The organism is Streptomyces sp. NPDC087422, assembly GCF_044744145.1.
Lineage (GTDB): Bacteria > Actinomycetota > Actinomycetes > Streptomycetales > Streptomycetaceae > Actinacidiphila.
On the sequence record NZ_JBIUXT010000004.1, the window covers coordinates 86,858 to 112,257 of the forward strand.

19 protein-coding genes are annotated in these 25,400 nt (G+C 71.8%); 3 read left to right on the plus strand and 16 right to left on the minus strand.

The annotated features are described in order from the left end of the window. Nucleotides 1–35 precede the first annotated feature (35 nt). From ACIO6U_RS13940 to ACIO6U_RS13985, 10 genes are all read right to left on the minus strand, one after another. Complete coding sequence (locus ACIO6U_RS13940; RefSeq protein ID WP_401718699.1) at nucleotides 36–941, minus strand: carbohydrate ABC transporter permease; 906 nt, start codon at nucleotides 939–941, stop codon at nucleotides 36–38. Next, the gene (locus ACIO6U_RS13945; protein WP_401718702.1) at nucleotides 938–1,834 is read right to left on the minus strand and encodes a carbohydrate ABC transporter permease; all 897 of its coding nucleotides are present in this window, start codon (nucleotides 1,832–1,834) and stop codon (nucleotides 938–940) included. The genes ACIO6U_RS13940 and ACIO6U_RS13945 overlap by 4 nt, the downstream gene beginning before the upstream one ends. Then, nucleotides 1,834–3,147 carry an ABC transporter substrate-binding protein gene (locus ACIO6U_RS13950; protein ID WP_401718705.1) on the minus strand — a complete coding sequence of 438 codons (1,314 nt, stop codon included), beginning with the start codon at nucleotides 3,145–3,147 and terminating at the stop codon, nucleotides 1,834–1,836. The genes ACIO6U_RS13945 and ACIO6U_RS13950 overlap by 1 nt, the downstream gene beginning before the upstream one ends. Before the next feature lie 11 nt (nucleotides 3,148–3,158). Beyond that, nucleotides 3,159–4,595, minus strand: a complete 1,437-nt coding sequence (locus ACIO6U_RS13955) for an aldehyde dehydrogenase family protein (protein ID WP_401718708.1) — start codon at nucleotides 4,593–4,595, stop codon at nucleotides 3,159–3,161. A 541-nt stretch (nucleotides 4,596–5,136) separates the two neighbouring features. Continuing rightward, nucleotides 5,137–6,318: an ROK family transcriptional regulator gene (locus ACIO6U_RS13960; protein WP_401718711.1), complete on the minus strand. Its 1,182-nt coding sequence runs from the start codon at nucleotides 6,316–6,318 to the stop codon at nucleotides 5,137–5,139. 179 nt (nucleotides 6,319–6,497) lie between these two features. After that, a complete protein-coding gene (locus ACIO6U_RS13965; RefSeq protein WP_401718714.1) occupies nucleotides 6,498–7,778 on the minus strand; it encodes an alpha-L-fucosidase in 1,281 nt (426 codons plus the stop codon). A 201-nt stretch (nucleotides 7,779–7,979) separates the two neighbouring features. After that, nucleotides 7,980–10,670: a glycoside hydrolase family 3 C-terminal domain-containing protein gene (locus tag ACIO6U_RS13970; protein ID WP_401718716.1), complete on the minus strand. Its 2,691-nt coding sequence runs from the start codon at nucleotides 10,668–10,670 to the stop codon at nucleotides 7,980–7,982. A 2-nt stretch (nucleotides 10,671–10,672) separates the two neighbouring features. Beyond that, complete coding sequence (locus tag ACIO6U_RS13975; RefSeq protein ID WP_401308285.1) at nucleotides 10,673–11,545, minus strand: carbohydrate ABC transporter permease; 873 nt, start codon at nucleotides 11,543–11,545, stop codon at nucleotides 10,673–10,675. Further along, nucleotides 11,542–12,543 (minus strand): sugar ABC transporter permease, encoded by a 1,002-nt coding sequence (locus tag ACIO6U_RS13980; protein ID WP_355346817.1) that lies wholly within the window; start codon nucleotides 12,541–12,543, stop codon nucleotides 11,542–11,544. The genes ACIO6U_RS13975 and ACIO6U_RS13980 overlap by 4 nt, the downstream gene beginning before the upstream one ends. Before the next feature lie 377 nt (nucleotides 12,544–12,920). Continuing rightward, nucleotides 12,921–14,225 (minus strand): extracellular solute-binding protein, encoded by a 1,305-nt coding sequence (locus tag ACIO6U_RS13985; protein ID WP_401718720.1) that lies wholly within the window; start codon nucleotides 14,223–14,225, stop codon nucleotides 12,921–12,923. Between the two features lie 388 nt (nucleotides 14,226–14,613). Here ACIO6U_RS13985 and ACIO6U_RS13990 point away from each other — a divergent pair, with 388 nt between their 5' ends. After that, nucleotides 14,614–17,667: a discoidin domain-containing protein gene (locus ACIO6U_RS13990; protein WP_401718723.1), complete on the plus strand. Its 3,054-nt coding sequence runs from the start codon at nucleotides 14,614–14,616 to the stop codon at nucleotides 17,665–17,667. Between the two features lie 138 nt (nucleotides 17,668–17,805). Beyond that, the gene (locus ACIO6U_RS13995) at nucleotides 17,806–18,858 is read left to right on the plus strand and encodes a substrate-binding domain-containing protein (protein WP_391045798.1); all 1,053 of its coding nucleotides are present in this window, start codon (nucleotides 17,806–17,808) and stop codon (nucleotides 18,856–18,858) included. Nucleotides 18,859–19,514: 656 nt separating this feature from the next. On the opposite strand, the gene ACIO6U_RS14000 is transcribed toward ACIO6U_RS13995, so the two are convergent. From ACIO6U_RS14000 to ACIO6U_RS14015, 4 genes are all read right to left on the minus strand, one after another. Continuing rightward, on the minus strand, nucleotides 19,515–20,219 hold the full coding sequence (locus ACIO6U_RS14000) for a 4'-phosphopantetheinyl transferase (protein WP_401718726.1): 705 nt from the start codon (nucleotides 20,217–20,219) through the stop codon (nucleotides 19,515–19,517). Then, complete coding sequence (locus ACIO6U_RS14005; RefSeq protein ID WP_391163192.1) at nucleotides 20,216–21,082, minus strand: metallophosphoesterase; 867 nt, start codon at nucleotides 21,080–21,082, stop codon at nucleotides 20,216–20,218. Before ACIO6U_RS14005 ends, ACIO6U_RS14000 begins: the two co-directional genes overlap by 4 nt. Before the next feature lie 209 nt (nucleotides 21,083–21,291). Next, nucleotides 21,292–22,485, minus strand: coding sequence for a thiolase family protein (locus ACIO6U_RS14010; RefSeq protein WP_401718729.1), 1,194 nt, complete (start codon nucleotides 22,483–22,485; stop codon nucleotides 21,292–21,294). Between the two features lie 143 nt (nucleotides 22,486–22,628). Next, a complete protein-coding gene (locus ACIO6U_RS14015) occupies nucleotides 22,629–23,075 on the minus strand; it encodes a MarR family transcriptional regulator (RefSeq protein ID WP_391163189.1) in 447 nt (148 codons plus the stop codon). An 88-nt stretch (nucleotides 23,076–23,163) separates the two neighbouring features. Between ACIO6U_RS14015 and ACIO6U_RS14020 the strand changes: the two genes are divergently transcribed. Beyond that, nucleotides 23,164–23,571 carry a VOC family protein gene (locus ACIO6U_RS14020; RefSeq protein ID WP_401718732.1) on the plus strand — a complete coding sequence of 136 codons (408 nt, stop codon included), beginning with the start codon at nucleotides 23,164–23,166 and terminating at the stop codon, nucleotides 23,569–23,571. Between the two features lie 203 nt (nucleotides 23,572–23,774). Here ACIO6U_RS14020 and ACIO6U_RS14025 read toward each other — a convergent pair whose 3' ends face one another. Together ACIO6U_RS14025 and ACIO6U_RS14030 are read right to left on the minus strand one after the other, a co-directional pair. Next, nucleotides 23,775–24,245 (minus strand): S4 domain-containing protein, encoded by a 471-nt coding sequence (locus tag ACIO6U_RS14025; RefSeq protein WP_391045811.1) that lies wholly within the window; start codon nucleotides 24,243–24,245, stop codon nucleotides 23,775–23,777. Between the two features lie 346 nt (nucleotides 24,246–24,591). Next, a complete protein-coding gene (locus ACIO6U_RS14030; protein WP_391045812.1) occupies nucleotides 24,592–25,347 on the minus strand; it encodes an SDR family oxidoreductase in 756 nt (251 codons plus the stop codon). Between the last annotated feature and the right edge of the window lie 53 nt (nucleotides 25,348–25,400).

Genomic DNA, 25,400 nt, shown 5'->3' on the forward strand with positions numbered 1-25,400 from the left:
GAGCGGGGACCCGGCACAGGCGCGAGCCAGGAACCCTACTTGAGCGCCCCCGTCACCAGATCGATTCGCCAGAACCGCTGGAGCGACAGGAAGAGCGCGATCACGGGAACGACCGACAGCAGGGTGCCGGTCACCACCAGCGAGTACAGCGACGCCTCGTCGGCGCCGTGCCGCAGCAGGCTGTACAGACCCACGGTGAGCGGGAATTTGTCGTCGCTGGTGAGCATCACGTACGGCAGCAGGAAGTTGTTCCAGATCGCGATGAACTGGAGCAGGAACACCGTGACCAGGCCGGGGCCCATCAGCCGCAGCCCCACGGAGAAGAACAGCCGGGCCTCGCCCGCGCCGTCGATCCGCCCGGCCTCCAGCAGCGAGTCGGGCACCGCGGCGGCGGCGTAGATCCGGCACAGGTAGATGCCGTACGGGTTGAACAACTGCGGGAGCAGCACGCCGATCAGACTGTCCGTCATGCCGGCCTTGGACAGCAGCAGATACTGCGGCACGGCGAGCACGATCTGCGGCAGCAGCACTCCGGCGAGGATCGTGTTGAACAGCGCGGTACGGCCGCGGAAGGCGTATTTGGCCAGCGCGTATCCGGTCGCGGCGGAGACGAAGGAGGCGAGCAGGCCGCCGACCGCCGCGTAGAAGAAGCTGTTGAGCATCCAGCGCCAGAAGATGCCGTGCTGATAGTCCGTCAAGTCCCTGATGTTGCGCAGCAGTCCGAGGTCGGGCGAGGGGACGTAGGTGGCGGTGGAGAAGAGTTTGGTGCGGGATTTGGTGGCCGCGATCAGGATCCAGAGGGTGGGCACGACGCAGTAGAGCGCGCCGAGGACGAGCGCGGCGGTGGGGAGGAACGCGATGCGGGGGCGGGGGGCCGGGGTGCCGCGCTCCTGGCGCTCGCGCGGCGGGGCGCCCGCGGGCGCGGTGGTCCCGGTGGTCACTTGGCCTCCCGCTGGACCCGGGACTGGATGACGCGCGCGGTCACGAAGGAGACGGCGAGCGCGGCGACGGTCAGGACGACGGAGGTGGCCGCCGCCGCGTGGATGTCGGAGTTGCCGAAGGCGTCGTCGTAGATCTTCATCAGCGGCACCCAGGTGGAGGAGACGGCGTTGGACAGCGGCTTGAGGGTGTTGGGCTCGTTGAAGACCTGGAGCGCGGCGAGCACCGTGAACAGGCAGCACATCACCACCGCGGGCATGACCAGCGGCACCTTGATCCGCAGCACGATCTGCCACTCGGTCGCGCCGTCCAGCCGCGCCGACTCGTGGAGTTCGGCGGGCAGCGCGCGCAGCGCCGTGTAGATCACGATCATGTTGAAGCCGACCGCGCCCCACACCGCCACGTTGGCGACCGAGAAGAAGACCGCGGTCCGCCCGAAGAAGTCGACGTGGTCGCCGCCGATCGGGCTGGTGGCGGGCAGGTAGAGGAAGCCCCACATCAGCGAGGCGATCACGCCGGGGACCGCGTACGGCAGGAAGATCGTCAGCCGGGTGATCCGCTTGAGCCGGGTGCGTTCCATGTCGAGCAGCACCGCGAACAGCAGCGCGAGGAACACCGTCCCCGGCACGGTGATCGCGCCGAGCGCCAGCATCCGCGTGACACCCGACCAGAGGTCGGAATCCCCCAGCACGTCACGGTAGTTGGCCAGGCCCGCCCATACGGTGTGGGTGCCGCCGCCGAGCAACCCGCCGTTGACCTTGCGGCGCTGGAAGCTGAGCAGCAGCGCGTAGACCCCGGGGGCCACGACGAAGGCGGCGAAGAGCAGGACGGCGGGCATGACCAGCAGATACGGGAACCGGCCGGTCCTGCGCGCGGTGGTCGTCTGACGCTCCATCAGCCGACCGTGAATCCGAGCTTCTTCATGTCCGCGACGGTGGTGCTCTGCATGGCGTCGAGCGCGCCCTTGAACGAACCGCCGCCCTGGAGCGCCTTGCTGAAGTTGTCGGTGTAGCCGGTGAAGGTCACGGTGACGTCGGGACCCCACATCGGGAAGCTGCGGGCGGCCGGCGCGACCTTCTTGACCTGGGCGTAGAAGTCCGGCTGGTTCGGGAAGAACGCGGGCGCGGCCTGGAGCACGGGCAGCGAGCGGCCCGCGGTGGCGGCGGGATAGACGTTGATCTGCTTGACCTGCTCGGTGACCGCCGCGTCGTCGGTGTTCAGCCAGGACGCGAACGCGGCGGCCTCGGCCGGGTGCCGGGAGTCGCTGGTGACGGTGGTGGCGGAGCCGCCCCAGATGCCGGTGGCGGGGTCTCCGGCCGTCCACGCGGGCAGCGGCGCCACCGCCCACTTGCCCTTGGTGGCGGGCGCGATGCCGCCGATCTGCGCGGGCGCCCAGGCGCCGGAGATCCAGGTGAGCAGCGTCCCGTCGTTCATCTGCTTGTTCCACTGCGGGCTGAACGACGGATTCTTGGCGATCACGCCGTCGTCGACCAGGCCCTGCCAGTAGTCCGCGACCTTCACCGTGGGCGCGCCCGCGATGTCGACCTTCCAGGTGGTTCCGCTGGTGGTCCACCAGTCGGCGCCCGCCTGCTGGGCGAGGCCGGTGAACCAACCGGGGTCCGCCGCGTCGAAGTTGGTCAGATACGCCTTGGGCGCCTTGGCCCGCAGCGTCCTGGCCGCCGCCGCGTAGGCGTCCCACGTCGTCGGTACGGCCAGGCCGTACTTCGTGAACAGGTCGGCGCGGTAGAAGAGCATCAGCGGGGCGACGTCCTGCGGGACGCCGTACACCTTGCCCTCGAACACCGTGCTCCTCAGGGTCGGTTGGTCGAATTTCCCGACGGTGTCCTTGGTGTACTCGGTGATGTCCCGCACGACGCCCTTGGAGACCAGCGCGGGCAACGACTGGTACTCGACCTTGGCGATGTCCGGACCGTTCTTCGCCTCGTGCGCGGTGATCATCTTGGCGACCAACTGGTCACCGCCCGCCGGGTTGGAAAGCTTCACGTGGATCTCGGGGTGCGCCGTGTTCCACTTGGCGACGACCTTGTCCATGTTCGGGTCCCAGTCCCAGAAGGACAGTTCGACCTTGCCCTTTCCGCTCGGCTCCTGGCCGGACTTCTTGTCCGATCCGCCGCCACAGGCCGCCGTCGTCACCAGCAGCCCTGCCGCCACCAGCACAACGGCGGCTCTTGTCCGTGTCACGCCCATGGGGTGGTTCCTCAGCTCTCGTCGGTGGCGGGCGCGGTGGCCCAGTCGGGAAGGTTCAACGGCGTGCGCTGGAGGCCGATCCACTGCCGCCGCGTGAAGCCGGGCATCTGGTTCTCCGCGCCGTGCCTGGCGTGCGCGTCGTTGACGTGCACCTCGCCCGCCGCGAGCCGCTCCGCGACGGACAGACCGCGGATCAGATCCCGCGTGAAGACCGAATTCATCAGCATGGGAAGGCCGTTGGTCAGCGCCACGGCCTCCTCCTCGGTGTCGACCACCGTCACCGGGATCACCGGCCCGAAGACCTCCTCCCGGAACGCGGGCATCCGCGGCGTCACCCCGGTCAGCACCGTCGGCCGGTAGAACAGCCCCTCGTACGTGCCGCCGGTCACCAGCCGCGCGCCCATCGCGAGCGACGGCTCCACGATCGTGCGGTGCAGCCGGTCGAGCTGCGCTCGGCTGATCAGCGGCCCCAACGCGTTCCCCGCGTCGAACGGGTCCCCCACCTTCAGCGCCGCCGCCCGCCGCACCACGGCCTCCACATACGCGTCCGCGACGGCCCGCTGCACGATGTGCCGACTGGCGCTGATGCACGTCTGCCCCTGGAACTCCAGCGACGCCACCATCGCGCAGTCCGCGGCCAGTTCCACATCCGCGTCGTCCAGCACCACGAACGCGTTGCTGCCGCCCAACTCCAGCCGGATGTCCCGCAACTCCCCCGCCGCAGCCCGGCTGATCGCCAGCCCCACCTCCCGCGACCCGGTGAAGTCCAGCATGTCCACCCCCTGATGCCGCGCCAACGCCCACCCGGCCTCCGGGCCCTCCCCCGTCACCACGTTCAACACCCCGCGCGGCAGCCCCACATGCTCGGCCGCCTCCGCCAGCACCTGCCCGCCGATCACCGGCGTCAGCTCCGCCGGTTTCAGCACCACCGTGTTCCCGAACGCCAACCCCGGCGCCACCGCCCGCGTCGCCAGATTCATCGGGTAGTTCCACGGCGTGATCAGCCCCAGCACCCCGAGCGGCACCACCCGCGACAGCGACAGCTTCCCCGCCTTGTAGGGCGGCAGGATCTCCCCCGCGTTCTCGCTCACCTGCACCGCCGACAAGGCGAGCTGCCGCACGCTCGTCCCCACCTCGTCCTCGGCCTTCGCCCTCACCCCGCCCGTCTCCCGCATGCTCTGCTCGACCAGCTCCCCGAACCGGTCCTCCAGATACCGCCCCAACTCCCGCACATACCGGCCCCGTTCCGGCGCCGCCAGCCCCGCCCACCCCGGCTGCGCCGCCCGCGCCGCCGCCACCGCCCGGTCCACGTCCTCCGCCGCCCCCAGCGCGTACCGCCCGATCTCCCGCCCCGTCGCCTTCTCCTCCACCACCCCGCTCCTCCGCGACGCCGCCGCCACGAACTCGCCGTCGATGTACAGCCGACCGTCTCCGGGATGCGAGGGCATACGTTCTCCAAGGAAGGGGGTACCGAAATGAGCCGCCTTTTTCTTGGACTTAAACTAAGTAGCGACCGATCACCGGTCAATCCGTCGCACACAACTTTTTCCCGGGCCCCACATCCCCCAGCCGGTTCCCCACCAGCCCACCGCCCCGCCCCGCGGTTCGCCGCACGGGTGCCCCTGCACGAGGGGCTGCGCCCCTACGGCACCGCTGCGCAGGTGGGTTCGCCGGTGGGGTGCGTTTGCGTGAGGGGCTGCGCCCCTGCGGCACCGCTGCGCGGTGGGGTTCGCCGGTAGCCAGCGAGCCAAAGGCGGCGCCGGTGTCGAAAGGGAGAACGCGCACAGCGACCGAGGAACGAGGGAGCGAGCACGATCGACCGTCGACACCGGATCTAAGCCGCCGGAGGCGAGAGGGCGGCAAAAAAGGGGAAGGACGGTGAGCCAACGCAAGGCGGCTCCCACCCACGGTTCGCCGCCACGCTGAGCTCACCCAAGACCGCTCCCCGCCGCAGCGCCCCCGCACCACCGACCAGACGCGAACCGCCCCCTACCCCCCCGTCAACACCCCGTGCACCGGCAGCGTCGCCGCGCCCAGTGCCACCGCCTCCGGGCCCAGGCGGCCAAGTTCCACCGCCGTGCCCGCCGCCAGGTAGTCGAGCGTGTGGCGGCGTATCGCGTCGCGTACGGCGGGGAGCATCGTCGGGCCCATGGCGCCGCTGACCCAGCCGGAGAGGATGACGCGGTCGGGGCTGAGCAGATTGATCAGGTTGGCGATGCCGATGCCCAGGTACTCCGCGGTCCAGCGGACCGTGTCGGCGGCCGGGCCCGGCCGGGAGGCGGCGGCGACGAGCGCGGCGACGCGCGCCTCGGTGCCGACGCCGGGGAGTTCGGGGGCGCCGGGGATGCGCCCGTAGTGGCCGAGGATGGCGTCGGCGCCGACGTACGCCTCGAGGCAGCCGTGGGAGCCGCAGCGGCACGCGGCGCCGCCCGCCTCGACGACGGTGTGGCCCCACTCGCTGGTGGTGCTGGTGACGCCGCCGGGCGAGCCGGTGGCGACGGCGGCGCCGACGCCGACCGCGAGCAGCGCGACGATGGCGCGTTCGGCGCCCCGGCCCGCGCCGCGCCACATCTCGGCCTGGCCGAGCGTGCGGGCGCAGTTGTCGAGGTGCAGGGGCGCGGCGATGTGCGGCCTGAGCAGCGCGTCGAAGGGGACGTCCGACCAGCCGAGGGTCGGCGCGTGGACCGAGCCGTCGGGCAGGACGGCGCCGGGCACGCCGACGCCCACGCCGAGCAGGGTGCCGGTGTCGACGCCCGCCTTGGCGGTGACTTCCTCGATGCCCGCCGTGACGAGCCCGGCCAGCACCGCGGGGTCGGGCCGTCCGGTGTCCATCGGGTAGGTGGCGGTGGCGAGGGTGTCGAGCGTCCAGTCGAAGAGCCCGACCTGGACGTGGGTCTCGCCGATGTCGACCCCGGCCACCTGCCCGTATCCGGGCCGCACTTCGAGGAGCGTGCGGGGACGGCCGCCGTCGGAGTCGAGCAGTCCCGCCTCGGCGACGAGGCCGTCCGCGACCAGGTCGGTGACGACGTTGCTGACGGTGGCGGAGCTGAGCCCGGTGGCGCGCATCAGGTCGTAGCGGCTGGCGGGGCCGTGCAGATAGAGCCGGGTCAGCACCGATGTGCGGTTGTGCCGACGCAGGTCCCTCGTCGTCCGGCCCACGTCGCGCGTCACCGGGCTCCCTCCACGATGTCGGTCGGACACGGCACCCCCGGGAGAGCGCAGTACAGGGCACATAGTGCCAGATCACCCACTCTCCGCTTTGGGGAGCACTCCCCAGGAACCAAGACATCGGATGCTTACGGGTTAACTCACCCCTTCCCACCGACCCGCGGCCGTCCTTGGACCACTCCTCACACCCGTCCCGTCCCCCGGTAGAGGTCGAGTTCGCCGTCCAGTTCCACGGCCAGCACGGTGGCGTGCTCGTCCACGTCGCCCGCCGAGGGCGCGTCGATCCACAGCACTCCCGGTACGTCGTGCAGGCCGCCGGTGACCTCGTGGCCGAGTTCGGCACCGGTGCCGACCACGGTCACGCGGCGTACGGCGTTGCGCAGGCCGCGCAGTGAGACCGTCTCACGCGGGGCGTCGAAGCAGGTCAGGTAGAGGGTGCGGCGGTCGGCGGAGAGGGTGCTCGGACCGTAGTGGTGACCGGCCGGGAGTCCGGCGACGGTGCCGTAGACGGCGGCGGAGTGCCGGGCGATCCAGTCGCCGAGCCCTTCGAGGCGGGCCGCCTGCTCCGCGGTGATCGTGCCGTCCTCGCGCGGGCCCACGTCCAGCAGCAGGTTGCCGCCCGCGCCGATCGTCTCGGTGAAGTAGCGCACGAGCTGGCCGACCGACTTCTGGTGGTCGTCGTGGCCCTGGTAGCCCCAGGAGTCGTTGACGGTCAGGCACAGCTCCCAGGGGCCGTCGGGGGCCTGGAGCGGGACGCCCTGCTCGGGGGTCGCGTAGTCGCCGCGGCTGAACATCCGGGCGTTGAAGACCGTCTCGGGGTTGACCGCGAGGACGGCGTCGGCCAGCGTGTCGATACCCCACTGCTCCTCGGCGCGCTCCCACTCGCCGTCGAACCACAGCAGGTCGGGGCGGTACCGCTCGGCCAGTTCCACGACCTGGGCGTCGCGGTAGCCGAGGTAGCGCCGCCAGGCGGCGGGGTCCTCCGCGCCCGGCGCGGGGGCGCTGAGCGGGTTGTCGTTGACGGCGGCCTGGACCGGGTCGGGGTCGGGGTGCCGTACGGACGGGTAGTCGGGGTGCGACCAGTCGGAGTGCGAGTAGTAGAAGCCGACCTTGAGCCCTTCGGCGCGCAGCGCGTCGGCGTAACCGCCGAGCAGGTCGCGGCCCGCGGGGGTGTCGCGGGTGACGGACAGGCCGTCCTCGCGGGCGGTGTCCCACAGGGCCACGCCGTCGTGGTGACGGGCAGTCAGCACGGCGTAGCGGGCGCCGGCGCGGGCGAACAGCCGCGCCCAGTCGTCCGGTTCGTACGCGGCGGCGGTGAACCCCGCGAGCTGCTTCATGTACCGCTCCCGGGTGACCTGCCCGGTGTAGAAGGACCACGACTCGGGGACGCCGTCGACGGCGTAGATCCCGTAGTGGATGAAGATGCCGAGCTTGGCGTCGGCGAACCAGGGCTGCATGGGCATGGGGCGCGTCCTCGCGAGACGATACATCGGATGTGTTGCCGGGACGCGTTGACCTTACGGTTCGCCGGTCCGGGCAATCAATCCCCCTCAGGATCCCTCAGGAACCCCCAGGCTCCACCGGATCAGGACCGGGCCGGAGTGTGCCCGGGGGACGCCCCCGACTGTCAGGTGAGGGGGGCGCCCCGGTCTCGGTGCGTTCTCTCAGAACGCCAGTGGCGCGGAGAGCGGCAGCCGGGCGGCCGTGGGCCCGGCGTACAGCGTGTACGGGGCCGGGCGGCTCCGCCAGCGTCCTTCCGCGGGTGACCACCGCTGGAACGACCGTGCTGCCACGTGAACTTCCGCCACGACATCCTCACCGGGCTCGGCCCGGACCGCGGTAAATCCGGCCAGTCGCGGTCCACCGTTGTCATAGTCGCCGTCGGGCCCGGTGCCGAGGTAGACCTGGACGACCTCGCGGCCGGCACGCGCCCCGGTGTTGCGCAGCGCGACCCGTACCACGATGTCCCGTTCCCCGTCCTCACCTGCGGCTTCACCATGGCCCGAGGTCTCCTCCACCGCCTCGGGCACGTCCAGCAGCCGGTAGTCCCAGGTGGTGTAGCCGAGCCCGTGACCGAACCAGTACGCGGGTTCCGCGCCCGCCCTGCGCCACGCACGATGGCCGATATACGGCCCTTCCTCGTACGGCAGCACACCGTCTGCGGGAGTGGTGGACGGCAGGGGCGCGCCCTCGGCGAGTCCGGCCCAGGTGGTGGGCAGCCGGCCGCCGGGCTCGGCGTGGCCGAACAGCACGTCGGCCAGGCCGTGTCCGGCCTCCTGGCCGGGGAACCAGCTCAGCAGCACCGCGGGGACGCTCTCCCGCCAGGGCAGTTCGACCGGTCCGCCGGAGTTGACGATCACCACGGTACGGGGGTTGGCGGCGGCGACCGCGGCGACGAGTTCGTCCTGGCGGCCGGGGAGCGCGAGCGACGTACGGTCGAAGCCCTCGCTCTCGATCTCGTCGGTGGTGCCGACGACCACGACGGCCACGTCCGCGTCGCGGGCCAGCGCCACGGCCTCGGCGATCGACTCGTCCTCGTCGCGGCGCGGCGGGTCGGCGGCCAGCGCGACCGCGAAGCCGTCGTCCGCCTCCCAGTGCCGGGTGGCGACCAGCAGCAGTTCACCGCCCGCCGTCACCTGCCGGGACGCCACCCGGAAGGACGGTGTGACATGGACATATGTGGGGTCCCGCGATTCGGGCCGCACATAGGTGTCGATCAGCGTCTCGCCGTCCGCCCGCAGTGTGACCGCGCCGAGGCCGACGACGGCGAACCGCCACTCCCCCGTGACATCCGGTGTGACCAGGGCGCTGACCTCGACGGCCGCCGCGGTGGCGGCGAGTTCCGGCGCGTCGCCCGACTCCAGGATCCGGCCGCTGAGCCGGTGCTCGGCGTGGATCTCGGCGCCGTCGGCGGCGAGGTAGCGGACCAGGACGCCGGGTGCGCCGCTGCGCGGGTCGCGGGAGTTGCCGCTGTGCAGCGGGGTCGGGCGGGTGGTGAGGACGACGCCCTCGGCGTGCACGACCTCGGCGCCGTCGCCGACCGCGTCCCTGATGCCGTCGAGCGGCGAGACGACCTCGATCGGGAAGACGCCCGCGCTGCCGCCGCCCTGAACGCGCGCGGCGGCGGCGTTCGGGCCGAGTACGGCGATCCGCGGCGGCCCGCCGTCCGGACCGTCCGGGCCGGTCCCTCGTCCGGGGGCCGGGTCGAGCGGCAGCAGCCCGCCCTCGTTGCGCAGCAGGACGCTCGCGGCGGCGACCGCGCGGCGCAGCAGGGCGCGGGCGTCGTCGGACACGACCGGCGCGGCGGTCGCCGGAGGGGTCGCTCGTGTTTCGCCGTGGGCTTCCAGGGGTGACAAGGTCCCCTGGAAGCCCTCCAGCGCACCGACCCGTGCGGCGAGCCGCAGGAATCGGCGGACCTTGTCGTCGATCACCGTCTCGGGCACCCGGCCCTCGCGGACCGCCGCCACCAGCGGCTCGCCCCACAGCGGGTGCGGCCCCGGCATCGCGAGGTCCTGCGGGGCGAGCGCCGACTCCTCGGTGGACCGGACCGCGCCCCAGTCGGAGACCACGACCCCGTCGAAGCCCCAGGTGCCCTTGAGCGGTTCGGCCAGCAGCGGGCTCTCGGACATGGTGACGCCGTTGACCGCGTTGTACGCGGACATCACCACCCACACGCCCGCGCGCACCGCGGCCTCGAAGGGCGCCATGTACACCTCGCGCAGGGTGCGTTCGTCGACGCGGGCGTCCAGCGTCAGGCGTTCGGTCTCCGAGTCGTTGGCCACGTAGTGCTTGGCGGTGGCCGCGACGCCGCCGGCCTGGACGCCGCGGATGTACGCGGCGGCCGTGCGTCCGGTGAGCAGCGGGTCCTCGGAGTAGCACTCGAAGTGCCGTCCGGCCGCCGGGGTCCTGTGCAGGTTGAGGGTGGGGGCGAGCATGATGTCGATCCGCTTGCGGCGGGCCTCCGCGGCGAGCAGACCGCCCAGTTCGGCGACGAGTTCCTCGTCCCAGCTCGCCGCGAGCGCGGTCGGCGACGGCAGGACGAGCGCGGTGTCGCGTTCGTCCCAGCGCTCGCCGCGTACGCCCGCGGGCCCGTCGGACACACCCATCTCCCGCAGGCCGACGGCCGGTTCGCCCTGCGTCCTGAAGGAACTGGCGCCGGAGAGCAGCCGGACCTTGGCGGGGAGGTCGAGCTTGGCGACGAGCGCGTCCAACTCCGCGTCGGACGGGGCGGGTTCCGCCTCCGACGCGGGCTGTGACGCGGACCCCGGCGCGGGCCCCGACCCGTTCCCCGACGCGGGATCGGACAGCGTCGCGGGCCCGGGAAGGGGCAGGGACTCGGACTCGGGAGTGATCATGGTCATCCCTTCATGGCCCCCTGCATGATGCCGTCCAGGATTTGACGGCCCATCAGCAGGAAGACCGCGATGATCGGCAGGCTGGAGACGAGCGCCCCGGTGAGCACCAGGGAGTAGTCCTGGATGTAGCCGCTGGCCAGTTCGGACAGCGAGAGCTGCACCGTGGGGTTCTGCTGGGTCATGACCACTTTGGGCCAGTAGAAGTCGTTCCAACTGGCCATGAAGGTGAGCATGCCGAGCACCGCCATCGCCGGGCGGGCGGCGGGCAGTGCGATGTGCCAGTACAGGCCCCGGGTCGTGCAGCCGTCCATCCGGCCCGCGTCGAGCAGTTCGTCGGGGATGGCCGTGACCAGGTACTGCCGCATGAAGAACACGCCGAAGGCGTTGGCGGCGGCGGGCACGATGAGCGCCTGGAGGTGGTTCGCCCAGTGCAGCCAGTTCGCCATCATGATGTAGAGCGGGATGATGCCGAGCTGGGTGGGGACCATCATCGTCGCCACCACGGAGCCCAGCAGCGGACTCCGGCCGGGGAACCGCAGCTTGGCGAAGGCGAATCCGGCGAGCGTGGAGGTCAGCACCACCGAGACGGTGACCGTGCCGGCCACGATCAGCGAGTTGACCAGGGCCAGTTGCATGTCGGCCTGGTCGAACGCCCGGCGCAGGTTGGCCAGGAGGTGACTGCCGGGCAGCAGCGCGGGCGGCACCTGGCTGAGCGCGGCGTTGTCCCGCGAGGCGGCGACCAGCGTCCAGTACAGCGGGAAGACCGAGAGTCCGACGACGACGGCGAGCGCCACGTAGACGCCCTTGCCGGCCGAGAGCTGACGGTCCCGGCCGGACCGGCGGCGGGGGCGCTTGGTGAGCGGCAGGGTGGTCATGCGGCCTCGACTCCCTTCATGCGGCGGGCCAGAAGGAAGTTGACGGCGACGATCACGACGATGACCAGGAACATCGCCCAGGAGATCGCGGCGCCGTAGCCGTATTTGAACTTCCCCCAGAACTGGTCGTACGAGTACAGCGCCATCGTCTGGAACTGGTGCTGCGAGCCGCCCGCCATCGGGGTCTGGCTGGCGCTGAACAGCAGTGGCTCGCCGAACATCTGGAGCGCGCCGATGGTCGAGGTGATGACGGTGAACAAGATGGTGGGGCGCAGCACCGGGATGGTGATGGACCTGAACTGCCGCCACCGGCTGGCCCCGTCGATCGCGGCGGCCTCGTACAGCTCGAAGGGGACGGCCTGCATCGCGGCGAGGTAGATCAGCGCGTTGTAGCCGGTCCAGCGCCAGGTGACGATGGTGGAGATGCCGATCCAGGAGGACCAGGTGCCCGCCTGCCAGTCGGTGTGCGGGACGCCGAAGAGGCCGAGGAACCAGTTGACCAGGCCGAAGTCGCGGCCGAAGAGCTGGACGAAGATGATCGTGACGGCCGCGACCGAGGTGACGTTGGGCAGCAGCACGCCCATCCGGATGAAAGTGCGGCCCCGCAGGCGGTAGTTGAGCAGGTGGGCCAGGCCCAGCGCGAGCAGCAGTTGCGGGACGGTGGAGAGCACGCCGATGCCGAGGGTGTTGCGCAGCGCGTTCCAGAAGAACTGGTCGTGCAGCAGGGTGCGGTAGTTGTCGAGGCCGACGAAGGTGTGCCTGCTGCCGTCGGTGTCGGCCCGCCAGGCGGTGAGCGACACATACGCCGTGTAGAGCAGCGGGAACAGGCCGAAGACGCCGAAGACGAGGAAGAACGGCGAGATGTAGAAGTACGGCGACAGGCGCCGCTCGGCCCGGTGCCAGCGGGCCCCCTTGGCGGGGGCGAAGTCGGGCGCCGTCTTTCCGGGCGAGGGATTGTCCTGCGAGGCGGCGGGCGGGGTGCCGGTCGAGACGGCCATGCATCTGCTCCTGGTTGGTGGCCGGCGGGGGGTACGCGGTGGGCGGGGAGTGGGAAGGGTGCGCAACCCCCGCCGGCCCGTCGAGTGGCGCGAGCGGCCCGGAACGGGAACCTCGGGGCGGTCAGGGAACCGGAGGATCTGAGGACCTCACGTTCGGGGCCGGCTCCCGTCGTGCCCCACCGTCCGCGCGGCCCGCTCGGGACAGCGGTCCGCGCGGACGGCGGGATCCGGTGGCCGCCCGCCGCGATCCGGCGGCCACTTCGGTCCGGGAGTCCGGGCTCGGGGCCCGGCTCCGGGACGCCGGAAGGGTGGTGCCGGGACCGGCGGGTCATGGGCGGCGCGAGCGGCGCCCGGCACCCGTGCCCGCCGGCCGGGCACTACTCGCCGATGTTCTTGATCTCGGCGTTGGCGTTGCTCCACGCCTTGTCCACGCTCGCCTTGCCCTGTTCGACCGAGACCAGGGCGTTGCCGTAGATGTTGCCGATGTCGGCGCCGTGCGGGCCGAGCGGCTGCGGCTTCAGGTTCTTCGCGGAGTCGGAGAAGATCTTGCCGGTGGGCGCGCCGTTGAACATCGGGTCGGTCAGGTTCGCGATGTCGGGCGAGGTCCACAGCGCCTGGTCGGAGGGGAAGAAGCCCTTGTTCTTGAAGAGCCAGGCTTCCTGGGTGGGCGCGGTGAGCCACTTGGCCAGCTCGACGGCGGCCTTGGTGTGCTTGCCCTGCTTGGGCACCGTCAGATAGGAGCCGCCCCAGTTGCCGCCGCCGCCGGGGATGGTGGCGATGTCCCACTTGCCGCCGTCGGCGGGCGGGTTGGCCTTGAACTCGTAGCTCATCCAGGCCGGGCAGGTCACGGTGGCGAACTGACTCTTGCGGAAGCCGGTGTCCCAGGCGGGGGTGAAGGCGGCGATACCGGCAGACTCACCGTCCTTGATGGCACCCGCGACCGTGTCGAACGCCTGCTTGACCGCCGGGTTGGACGCGGCGACGACCTTGCCGTCCGCGTCGTAGAACGCCTGCGGCGCCTGGGCGGTCATCGCGGAGAAGACATTGCTGCCCGCGTCGAACCACTTGACCTTCTTGTCCGGGCTCTTGGCGAGGAACTGCTTGCCGGTGGAGAAGTAGGACTCCCAGCTCGACACCAGCGAGGAGACGGCCTGCCGGTCGGTGGGCAGCCCGGCCTTCTGGAAGAGGTCGGCGCGGTAGCAGAGCGCCATGCCGCCCATGTCGGTGCCGAGGCCGAAGAGCGAGGAGCCGTCCCGGCTGGAGGCGGGGGCGGTCTTGGACGGCACCCACTGGTTCTTGTCGACGCCCTCGTCCAGGAAGTTGACGAATTTGCTCGCCTCGGACTGGAAGCCCGCGACCTGGCCGATCTCGATCGCCTCGATGTCGGCGGTGCCGCTGCCCGCGACCAGGTGCGCGTGCAGGTTCTGGTGGTGGGCGCCCAGGTCGGCGCGGTTCTCCTTGATCGTGATGTTCGGGTGGAGCTTGTGGTACTGGGCGTAGAGGTCCTTGTAGCCGAAGTCCGAGAACAGGTTCACGGTGAGCGTGGTCTTGGCGTTGGCGTCGTCGCCGGAACCGGACTTGGACGTCGAGTCGCTTCCGCAGCCGGTGGCCAGGAGCGCGGCGGCCAGTACGGCGCCCCCTCCCGCGAGCCACGTCCTGCGTCTGTTTCCTGTGTCGCTCATGGGGACTTCCTCGGATTTCTCGGTCTCTGGGCGGACGGGCGGGGCGGCCGGAGGGACCCCGGGGCAGGCAGGAAAAGAACGCTTGGAGAGCGCTCTCCCAATGCCGGTACATTCACGCCCCGCACGGGCGTGTGTCAAGACCCGGTACTCCGATCCGCACCGGATACGCACGTTCCGACGGTGAACAGACCTGCCGATTCAGGATGTTAGAGGGCATAACGATCGGGACATGTCGTCATCTCGTGTCCGATGCCTTGACACCCCGGAAACCGGGACGCAACCATCTGCCCACTGAGAGAGCGCTCTCCCGAATGCTCCATGCCCCGGAACCCGCCGTCCCGGAGAGCCGCACCCTCCCTCCCTCACCTCCCCCCGCAGGAGAATCGGCATGAGAGCCTCACACTCACCGACCGCCCGGTTCAGATCCCTTCCACCGTCGCTGCGCGCGGCCCTTCTGGTGCTCCTCGCCATGGGCCTCGCGCTGTACGCGCTCGCCGTCCCCACCACGGCCGCGCACGCCGCCGACACCCTGCTCTCGCAGGGCAAGCCCGCCACCGCGTCCAGCATCGAGGGCGCCGGTTACCCGGCCTCCGCCGCGGTCGACGGCGACGCCGGCACCCGCTGGGCCAGCGCCTGGAGCGACCCGCAGTGGCTCCAGGTCGACCTCGGCGCCACCTCCACCGTCAGCAAGGTCGTGCTGAACTGGGAGAACTACGCGACGGCGTACCAGATCCAGGTCTCCGACACCGGCACCGGCGGCTGGACGACGATCTACTCCACGACCACCGGCACCGGCGGCACCCAGACCCTCACGGTCAGCGGCACCGGCCGGTACGTCCGGATCAACGGCACCGTGCGCAACAACGGCTACGGCTACTCGCTGTGGGAGTTCCAGGTGTACGGCACCGCGGGCTCCGGCGGCACGGGCGGTACGACCGGCGGTGGCAACGGCGGTACGGGCACGCCGCCGCCCGGCAACTGGACCACGGTGTGGAGCGACGACTTCACCGGCGCGGCCGGCACCTCGCCCAGCGCCGCCAACTGGATCACGGACACCGGCACCGCCTACCCCGGCGGCCCCGCCAACTGGGGCACCGGCGAGGTCGACACCGCCACCAACTCCCCCGCGAACGTGGGCCTCGACGGCAACGGCCACCTCAACCTGACGGCCCTGAAGTCGGGTACGGCCTGGACGTCCGGCCGGATCGAGTCCAAGCGGACCGACTTCGCGGCGCCCGCGGGCGGCCAGCTCCAGATCTCCGCCACGCTCAAGCAGCCGAATCCGGCCAAGGCGCTGGGCTACTGGCCGTCCTTCCGCGCGATGGGCGCCGCCTTCCGGGGCAACCCCGGCGCGTGGCCGGCCGTCGGCGAGAGCGACATCATGGAGAACGTCAACGGCCGCTCGCAGCTCTCGGCGACGCTGCACTGCGGCACCGCGCCCGGCGGCAACTGCGACGAGTACAACGGCAAGACCAGCGGCCTGGCCACCTGCTCCGGCTGCCAGACCGGCTACCACACGTACTCCGAGATCATCGACCGCACGAAGTCCGACGAGCAGATCCGCTACTACCTCGACGGCAAGCAGATCTGGCAGGTCAGCGAGTCGCAGGTCGGCGTCGCGACCTGGGAGGCGGCCGTGCACCACGGCGTCTTCGTGGACTTCAGCCTCCGGATCGGCGGCTCCTACCCCAACTCCGTCTGCGGCTGCACCTCTCCGGCCGCCGACACCTCCTCCGGCGGCGCGCTGAGCATCGACAACGTGACGGTCTCCCAGATCGCCGCGGGCACCGTGCCGACCCCGCTCACCGACCCGCCGGTGCCGACCGGCGCCAGCGACGTGCACGTCACGGGCGGCCAGGGCAACTGGAAGCTGACCGTCAACGGGGCGCCGTACACCGTCAAGGGCATGACCTGGGGTCCGTCCAACGACACGGCGAACGCGCACATGCGTGACCTGAAGGCGATGGGCGTCAACACCGTGCGCACCTGGGGCACCGACGCGGGCACCAAGCCGCTGCTGGACGCCGCCGCGCAGTTCGGTCTGAAGGTGGTCAACGGCTTCTGGCTCAACCAAGGCGCGGACTACGTCAACGACACGGCGTACAAGACCAACACGCTCAACGACATCAAGAACTGGGTGACGACGTACAAGAACCACCCGGGCGTGCTGATGTGGGACGTCGGCAACGAGGTCATCCTCACCACGCAGGACCACTACTCGGGCGCCGCGATCGAGCAACAGCGCATCGCCTACGCGAAGTTCGTCGAGCAGGTGACGCAGGCGATCCACGCGATCGACCCGAACCACCCGGTGACGTCGACGGACGCGTGGACCGGCGCGTGGCCGTACTACAAGCAGTACACGCCGTCGCTCGACCTCTACGCGGTCAACTCCTACGGTGCGGTCTGCAATGTGAAGCAGGACTGGATCAACGGCGGTTACACCAAGCCGTACATCGTCACCGAGACCGGCGAGGCCGGTGAGTGGGAGGTGCCGAACGACGCGAACGGGGTGCCCACCGAGCCGACGGACATCCAGAAGCGGGACGCGTACCTGTCCGCGTGGAACTGCATCTCGGGCCACACCGGGGTGGCGCTCGGCGCCACGATCTTCCACTACGGCAACGAGAACGACTTCGGCGGCGTGTGGTTCAACGTCCGCCCGGCGAGCTGGAACCGGATGATGTACTACTCGGTGGCGAAGGACTACGGCGGCACGCCGCAGGCCAACACCCCGCCGGTGATCAGCTCGATGACGGTCGGCAACAGCGGTTCCGTCCCGGCAGGCGGCACCTTCGACGTCTCGGCGTCGGCGACCGATCCGGACGGCGATCTGATCCGGTATCAGCTCATGTACTCCACCAAGTACGTGGACAGCGGGACCGGTCTGCAACAGGTCACGTTCACGCAGACCGGCGACGGCAGGTTCACGGTGACCGCGCCCAAGACGCTCGGGGTGTGGAAGGTGTACGTGTACGCCTTCGACGGGCACGGGAACGTGGGTATCGAGACCAAGTCGTTCCGCGTGGTGGCGCCGACGGTCGGCGGTACGAACGTGGCGCTCGGCAAGCCGACGACCGCGTCCTCGTACCAGCAGACCGGCAACGGGGCGCCGTTCCCGCCGTCGAACACCACGGACGGGCGCTGGGACACCCGGTGGGCGACCGACTGGACCGACGCGCAGTGGCTGCGGGTCGACCTCGGGCAGACCACCGCGATCAAGCACATCCAACTCGGCTGGGAGTCCGCCTACGGGAAGTCGTACCAGGTGCAGGTGTCCAACGACGGCAACACGTGGACGGACATCTACAGCACGACCACCGCGACCGGCGGCGTGGAGACGTTCGACGTCAACGGGTCCGGCCGCTATGTGCGGCTGAATCTGACGCAGCGCGGCACGGCCTACGGGTACTCGCTGTACGAGTTCGGGGTGTACGCGTGACCCGGGTGACCGGGGCGCGCGGTTGAGACCGGGGCGGGGCGCGGCGGGCCTGTGGGGGGCCGCCGTACCCCGCCCCATCTGCGTGTTGTCCGACCAGGACTTAGGGAGAGCGCTCTCCGTGCGTGGTATAACTGGACCATGACGAGCAGCCGTCCTGCCGGGCCCCGCCTGCCCACACTGGAAGACGTCGCGCGGTCCGCCGGGGTGTCGCGGGCGACGGTGTCCCGGGTGGTCAACGGGACGCGCAATGTCGATCCGGAGATCCAGAAGGTCGTCCAGGAGGCGGTCGAGGCGACCGGGTACATCCCCAATCGCGCGGCCAGGTCGCTGGTCACCCGGCGTACGGACTCGGTCGCGCTGGTCTTCTCCGTGCCCGACCACCACGCGGCCGACGACCCCTTCCTCGGGCAGGTCTTCAGCGACCCGTTCTTCGGCCGGATAGTGGGCGGCCTGCTCACGGTGCTGCGCCCGCGCGGCGTGCACCCCTTGCTGATGCTCGCCGACTCCGAGAAGGCGCGGCGCTCGCTGGTGCCGAATCTGCGGCAGGAGCACATCGACGGCGTGGTGCTGGTGTCGATCGCGCCGGGCGACCCGCTGCCGTCCCTGCTCACCGAGGCCGGGCTGCCGACCGTGCTGTTCGCCCGGCCGGCCACGCCGATCCCGATCAGCTTCGTGGACGTCGCGCAGCAGGCGGGCGCGAAGCTCGCCGCCGAGCACCTGCTGGCCCGCGGCTGCCGCCGGATCACCACGATCGCGGGCCCGGCCGACTCCCCCGCGGGCCAGGACCGCCTCGCGGGCTTCCGCGAGGCGATGGCCGAGCACGGCTACGCGTACGTCCCCAGCGTCGAGGGCAGCTTCACGCAGGAGGGCGGCGAGCGGGCGATGAAGCAGTTGCTGTCTGAACAACCCGACACCGACGGCGTGTTCGTCGCCAACGACCTCATGGCCCAGGGCGCCCTTCTCGTCCTGCGCGACCACGGCCGCCGCGTGCCCGACGACGTGGCCGTCATCGGCTTCGACGACAGCAGCGCCGCCCTGTCCTCCCGCCCCCTGCTCACCACCATCCGCCAGCCGGTCGAGGACATGGCGGCGGAAATGGCGAAGCTCCTGATGGCCCTCATCGACGACCCCGCTCAGCAGACCCGCTCAGCGATCTTCAAAACAACCCTGATCCCCCGCGAATCCGCCTGACGGCGGAGGTCATCAACCGCGCCCGCCCCCACCCCCCGCAGCGGCCGGCGCCCGCGCCCGCCGCGATTCCGCCCGACGGCGCAGCCCGTTGAACGCCCACCGGCGCTCGGTACCGACACTCCGCCACGCGGCGCCTGACGGTGCAGGTCGTTTGGCGTCTGCCCGGACTTCGCCGCCCGGCACCCGTCGCACGGACACTCCGCCGCAGGCCGCATGACGGCACCGGTCGGTGGGCCAGTCCGGCCCGCCCCCGCAGTGGCCGACGCCCGCGCCCGCCACGAATCCGCCCGACGGCGCAGCCCGTTGAACGCCCACCGGCGTTCGGTACCGACACTCCGCCGCAGGCCACGTCACGGCACCGGCCAGCGGGCCAATCTGGCCCGCCCCCGCGCCGGACGGCGCTCGCGTCCACCACGAATCCGCCGGACGGCGCAGCCCGTTGAGCGTCTGCTGGGACTCGGCCACCCGGCGGCTGTCGTACGGAACTCAGCGGCGGTGCGCCTGGCGGCGGAGGCCGTTGGGCGGATTGGGTCGGGGGTTCGGCGGGTTGCGGCGCTGGCTCGGCGGACGGGGCGCCTTGGCGGAATTCTGGGCTGGGCCGCCAGGCCGCGCACGGGTCCGGTGCGCGAGGTGCTGGGGCCGGGGTGTCGCGGGGGTCAAGCGGCAGGCGTAGCGGTTGGGTTGGGGACGACGATCGCCGTGGTGACGAGGCCGTTGCGGGTGGTCCAGCGGCCGGTGAAGATGTCGGGGCCGATGTCCTCGGCGAGGAGGGGGCCGGGGATCAGGAGGCGGGCGGTGTAGCCGCCGCGGTCGGGGGCGTCGGGGTCGCGGGTGAAGAGGAGTTCGGCCTCCTCGAAGCCGAGCATCTTGCGGTGGAAGGGATACCACGCCTTGTAGACGGTCTCCTTGGCGCTGAACAGCAGCCGGTCCCAGTGGATTTCGGGTGCTTCCTCGCCCAGCCGCTCCAGCGCGGCGGCCTCCGCGTCGGTGGCGGTGACGACCTTGAGCACCCCCTCGGGCAGCGGTCCGTGGGGCTCCGCGTCGATGCCGAGGGTGTGGACGTCGGAGGTACGGGCGACCGCCGCGGCACGGTAGCCGTCGCAGTGGGTGATGCTGCCGACGACGCCGGCCGGCCAGACCGGCGCGCCCCGGTCGGGGTCGCGCGGGATCGGCCCCGGCGCGATCCCGAGCCCGGCCAGCGCGGCGCGGGCGCAGGCGCGGCCCGCCGCGTACTCGGCGCGGCGCTTGGCGACCGCCTTGGCGACGGCCGCGGCCTCCTCGGGGAAGAGCGGCGCACTGTCGAGCTCCGCGCCGTACACGGCCCGTGAGCGGACGGCGGCGGGCAGCAGGTGCTCGATCACCGGCGGACGCCCTGACGTCCGGCCAGTATCCGCCGCGGCCCCGCGGGCCCGGTGTCGCGGCGCCCCCACTCGCGCGGGTAGCCGAGCGAGACCTCCGTGAAGCGGACGCCGTCGCGCCACATCACGCGCGGGATGTGCAGATGCCCGTAGACGACCTCGGCGGCCCGGAAGCGGGTGTGCCACTGCTCGGTGCGCTCGGTGCCGCACCACAGCGCGAACGACGGGTAGCGCAGGATGCGCGTCGGGTCGCGGTGCAGCGGGAAGTGGTTGGCCAGCACCGTCGGCAGCGCCGGGTCCAGCGCCTCCAGGCGCGCCTCGGTCTCGGCCACCCGGACCCGGCACCAGTCATCGAGGCCCGGCAGCGGGTCGGGGTGCAGGAACCGCTCGTCGTTGCAGATCACGCCGAGGTCCCGCGAGTGCGCCAGCGCCTCTTCCTTGGTGGTGGCACCGGGCGTGCCGTCGCGCCACGTGTAGTCGTACAGCAGGAACATCGGCACGACCGCGACCGGCCCTCGCTCGCCCTCCCACAAGAGGTACGGGTCCTCGGGCGTGATGACGCCGAGGCGGCGGATCTCCTCGACCAGGTGGCGGTAGCGGGCCTCGCCGCGCAGTTGCACCGGGTCGTCCGGCGGGGTCCACAGCTCGTGGTTGCCCGGCAGCCAGATGACGGTGGAGAAGTGCTGCTTGAGCGTGCTCAGCGCCCAGATGATGTCCTCGGAGTTCTCGGCGACGTCTCCGGCGACGATCAGCCAGTCCTCGTCCGTCCCCGGCCGCAACTGCTCCACGATGAGGCGGTTGGCCGCGTAACCGACGTGCAGGTCACTGATCGCGAGTAGCTGCGCCCCGCTGTCGGGGCCGGTCAACGTGCGTCAACTCGTCCGCTAAGTGGTGTAGGCACGCGATCGATTGTCCCAGACGGCGGCGGACGGCACCGGGCTTTCGGGTCCGCGGGCGGGTGTCACGGAGGTGGTTCCCGTCACCCTCGCCGCCGTTTCGCCCGGGCGGCGGCACCGTCGCACCGACACGGATCGAGCGCGAGTCCGTCGCGCGTACGTCACCGCTCAGTCGCGGCTCAGTCGCGGTCGATCAGCACCGCCGTGCCCTGGCCGACCCCGACGCACATGGTGGCCAGGCCCCGGCGGGCGCCGGTGCGGTTCATCCGGTGCAGCAAGGTGGTGAGGATACGGGCGCCCGAGCAGCCGAGCGGGTGGCCGAGGGCGATGGCGCCGCCGTCGGGGTTGACCAGTTCGGGGTCGACGCCGAGTTCGCGCACGGAGGCCAGCGCCTGGGCGGCGAACGCCTCGTTGAACTCGGCCTCCTCGACGCTGTCGACGGTCCTGCCGAGCCGGGCGAGCACGCGCCGGGTCGCCGGGACCGGCCCGACGCCCATGACGTCCGGGTGCACTCCGGCGCTGGCCCCGGCCGCGTACCGGCCGAGGGATTCGAGTCCGAGGTCGCGCAGCGCCTCCTCGCTGACCAGCAGCAGTCCGGCGGCGCCGTCGTTCATCGGCGAGGCGTTGCCCGCGGTGACCGTCCCGGTGCCGTCCTTGCGGAAGACCGGCTTGAGCGCGGCCAGCCGCTCGGCCGTGGTGTCCTCGCGGATGCACTCGTCCCGCGTGACGACCACGCCGTCGGGCCGGGTGACGGGCAGGATCTCGGCGTCGAAGAGGCCCTTCCCACGGGCCGCGGCGGCATTGCGGTGGCTGCGCAGCGCGAAGGCGTCCTGGTCGGCGCGGCTGACGCCGTACCGCGTGGCGACCTCCTCCGCCGTCTCCCCCATCGCCAGCACGCCGTGCAGTTCGCGCATCCGGTCGTTGGTGAGCCGCCAGCCGAGCCGGGTGTCGTACGTCGGCATCGTGTGCGGCAGCGCGTCGTCGGGGCGGGGCAGGACGAAGGGGGCGCGGCTCATCGACTCGGAGCCGCCCGCGACCACGATGTCGGCCTCGCCCGCCGCGATCATACGGGCGGCGGCGGTGACGGCTTCGAGCCCGGACGCGCAGAGCCGGTTGACGGTGGCGCCGGGCACGCTGTCCGGCAGGCCCGCGAGCAGCACGGCCATCCGCGCCACATTGCGGTTGTCCTCGCCCGACTGATTCGCCGCGCCCCAGTAGACGTCGTCGATCCTGGCGGGGTCGAGCGCGGGCACGCCGTCCAGCAGACCGCGCAGCACGGTCGCCGCCAGGTCGTCGGGGCGGACCGTGGAGAGCGCTCCCCGCAGCTTCCCGATGGGGGTGCGGCGGGCGGCGGCGAAGTGGACAGGTCGCATCGCGTGCTCCTCCTGGCGGGACCCGATGGTGCGGGTCGGGCGGCCCCGGGTGTGGGTACGTACCGCCCCCGTAAACTAGCACCGCAAGTTTACGGGGGCGAGGGCCGCTCCCGGCACTCCCCAGCCCCGCCGTTGCCGCGGTTTCACCGTCCCCCGGCGGGCAGCCCGTCGTGCACCCGCAGCAACAGGGCGTGCAATTGGGCCCGTTCGCGCGCGTCGAGCGGGGCGAGCACGTCGTCCTGTACGGCCTCGGCGCGGGCGGTGAGCGCGGCGAGGCGGTCGCGGCCCGCCGGGGTGAGGGCGACGCGGACCCGGCGGCGGTCGGCCGTGTCGCGGGCGCGCTCGACGCAGCCGGACGCGGCCAGTTCGTCGACGACCTTCACCATGTCGCTGGGGTCGACGCCCAGCCGCCCTGCCAGCTCCCGCTGCACCTGCGGGCCGAAGTCGGCGAGCGCGGCGAGCACCGCCATGTGCCACAGCCGCAGACCCTCGTCGGACAGTTCGGCGGCCAGCCTGCCGCGCGCGGCCTTGCCGGTCTTCGACAGCAGATACGTCGTGAGGGCGGCGAGGGTGGGCGGTGTTCCGTTCATGGACCTCATTGTAGGCTGACACCAATGATGGGTCAGTACCTATGATCCCGTCACTCATCATCCCGTACGCACCGAGTGAGGTCTCCCGATGGACGCGCTCCACCCGCGCCTGCTCGTCGGCCGGTTCGCCGACACCTTCCGCTTCTACGACGCCGTGCTCCCCGGTCTCGTCGGCGCCGCGCTGACCCGCGGCGGCGAGAGCGGCCCCTACGCGAGCTGGGACGTCGGCGCCGAGGGCGTCCTCTCCCTCTTCGACCGGGCCGCGATGGCCGAGGTGACGGGCGGCACCGACCTGTCCGCCGACCCGCCGCCCGCCCAGGACCGGGCCGTGCTGGTCAGCCGGGTGCCGGACGTCACCGCCGGGTACGAGCTGTGCCTGCGGCACGGCGGACGGCCGGTCGCTCCCCCGGCCGACCGCCCCGAGTGGGGCCCGTCGATGCGGACCGCGCATCTGCGCGACCCGGACGGCAACCTCCTGGAACTCCAGTCGTACTGATCCGGCGTACGGCCGGACCCGCCGGGGTCCTCAGCCGCCCAGCACCGCTCAGTGCGCTCAGACGCTCTGAGCCATCAGCCAGGGTCCAACGCAGGACTCGCGGGTCACACGGGCGCCGCTCAGCCGTCCGCGGGACGCCGGGAACCCCTCACCCCTCCTCGGGACGCCGCCCACCCTCAGCCGTCCTCGGGACCGCCCACCCCTCACCCCTCCTCGGGACGCCGGGCGCCGCCGCGCGGACGCGGGGTCCCGCCGGGCCGGCCGCCGTCGCCGGGCCGCGCGCTGCCATGCAGCAGCCGTTCCAGCTCGCGCCGGTCGCGCTTGGTCGGCCGTCCGGTGCCGCGGTCGCGCAGGCCCAGCGCCAGGACGTCCTCGCGCGGGGGCGGCGGCGGGCTGTTGTCCACGAAGCACTCGGCCGCCGCGGGCGCGCCGACCCGCTTGCTCAGCACCTTGGAGACGACCACGATCCGCTCGCGGCCCGCGTGGTGCAGCCGTACCTCGTCGCCGACGCGTACGGCCTGGGCGGGCTTCACGCGCTCGCCGTTCACCCGGACGTGTCCGGCCCTGCACGCCGCGGCGGCGATCGAGCGCGTCTTGGTCAGCCGGACGCACCAGATCCAACTGTCCACCCGCACGCTCCCGCCGCCCGCGGGCTTCCCCTCGTCACCAGCCATGCCTCCGAGCCTACGACGTGGTCCGCTCCCGTCACCCCTGGTTTCCCGCTCACCTGGGCGGACGGCTGCGCGTGCGGGGTGCGCGGCGCAGTGTGAGGGTGCTGGTGCGAGTACCGTCGGTGAGACCGGTCCCGTGACCGAGGAGGCGGCGCCGCCCGCTCCGAGTGTGCGTCAGCGGCAACATCGTGTTCGGCACGATCATGCCGGGGATGCTGCTGGCGGCGCTCGACCAGACCGTCGTGGGTACGCGGACACCGCCCGCCGCATCCTGGACGGCGCGGACACCCGGCTCGACGCGGCGGGGGCGTCCGCTCGGCCGCGTGACCGCCCGGGCGCGTCCGAGCGGTCAACGGCCCAGCATCGCACCGCCGTTGACATGCAGGATCTGTCCCGTGGTGTACGCGGCCTCGGGCGCGGCCAGGTGCTTGATCGCGGCGGCGATCTCGCTGGGCCTGCCGGGGTTGCCGGTCAGCGTCTGGGCGACGCGGGAGGCGATGAACCCCGGGGTGCCGCGGTCGCCGAAGAACTCGGTGTCGCCGACGAAGCCGGGCGCCACCGCGTTGACGGTGATGCCGTCCTTGCCGAGCCGCTGGGCGAGTTCGAAGGTGTAGGCGTGCACGGCCGCCTTCGCGCCGCCGTACGAGCCGGGGCCGCGTACCGCCGCGATCGAGGACAGGTGGACGATCCGCCCGCCGGGCCGCCGTACGGACGGCAGCAGCGCCTCGGTGAGCAGGACGGCCGTCAGGACGTTGGCGGCGAAGTTGCGCCGGTAGCCGTCGGCGATGCCCTCCAGGGTGCCGTCGTCGTCGAAGGCGGCGTTGCCGCCCGCGTTGGTGACGATGACGTCCACGGGGCCCTCGGCGGTGATGAACGCGGCTGCCGCGCGCACCTGTTCCGGCTCGGTGAGGTCGGCGGCGAAGAGGTCGACGCGCCCCTTGCCGTACTCCTCGTTCAGTTCCTCGGCGGCGGCGCGCAGGACGCCCTCGCGGCGGCCGAGGACGGTCACCCGGTCGCCGTCGGCGGCGAAGGCCGCCGCGGTGGCCCGTCCGATTCCGGTCCCGCCGCCCGACACCACCACGCGACGCTGCTGCTGCTCTGCCACGGTCCCCGCTCTCCGCCTCACTCCGAGGCGTTCTTTCATCTGAATAGCAGTCA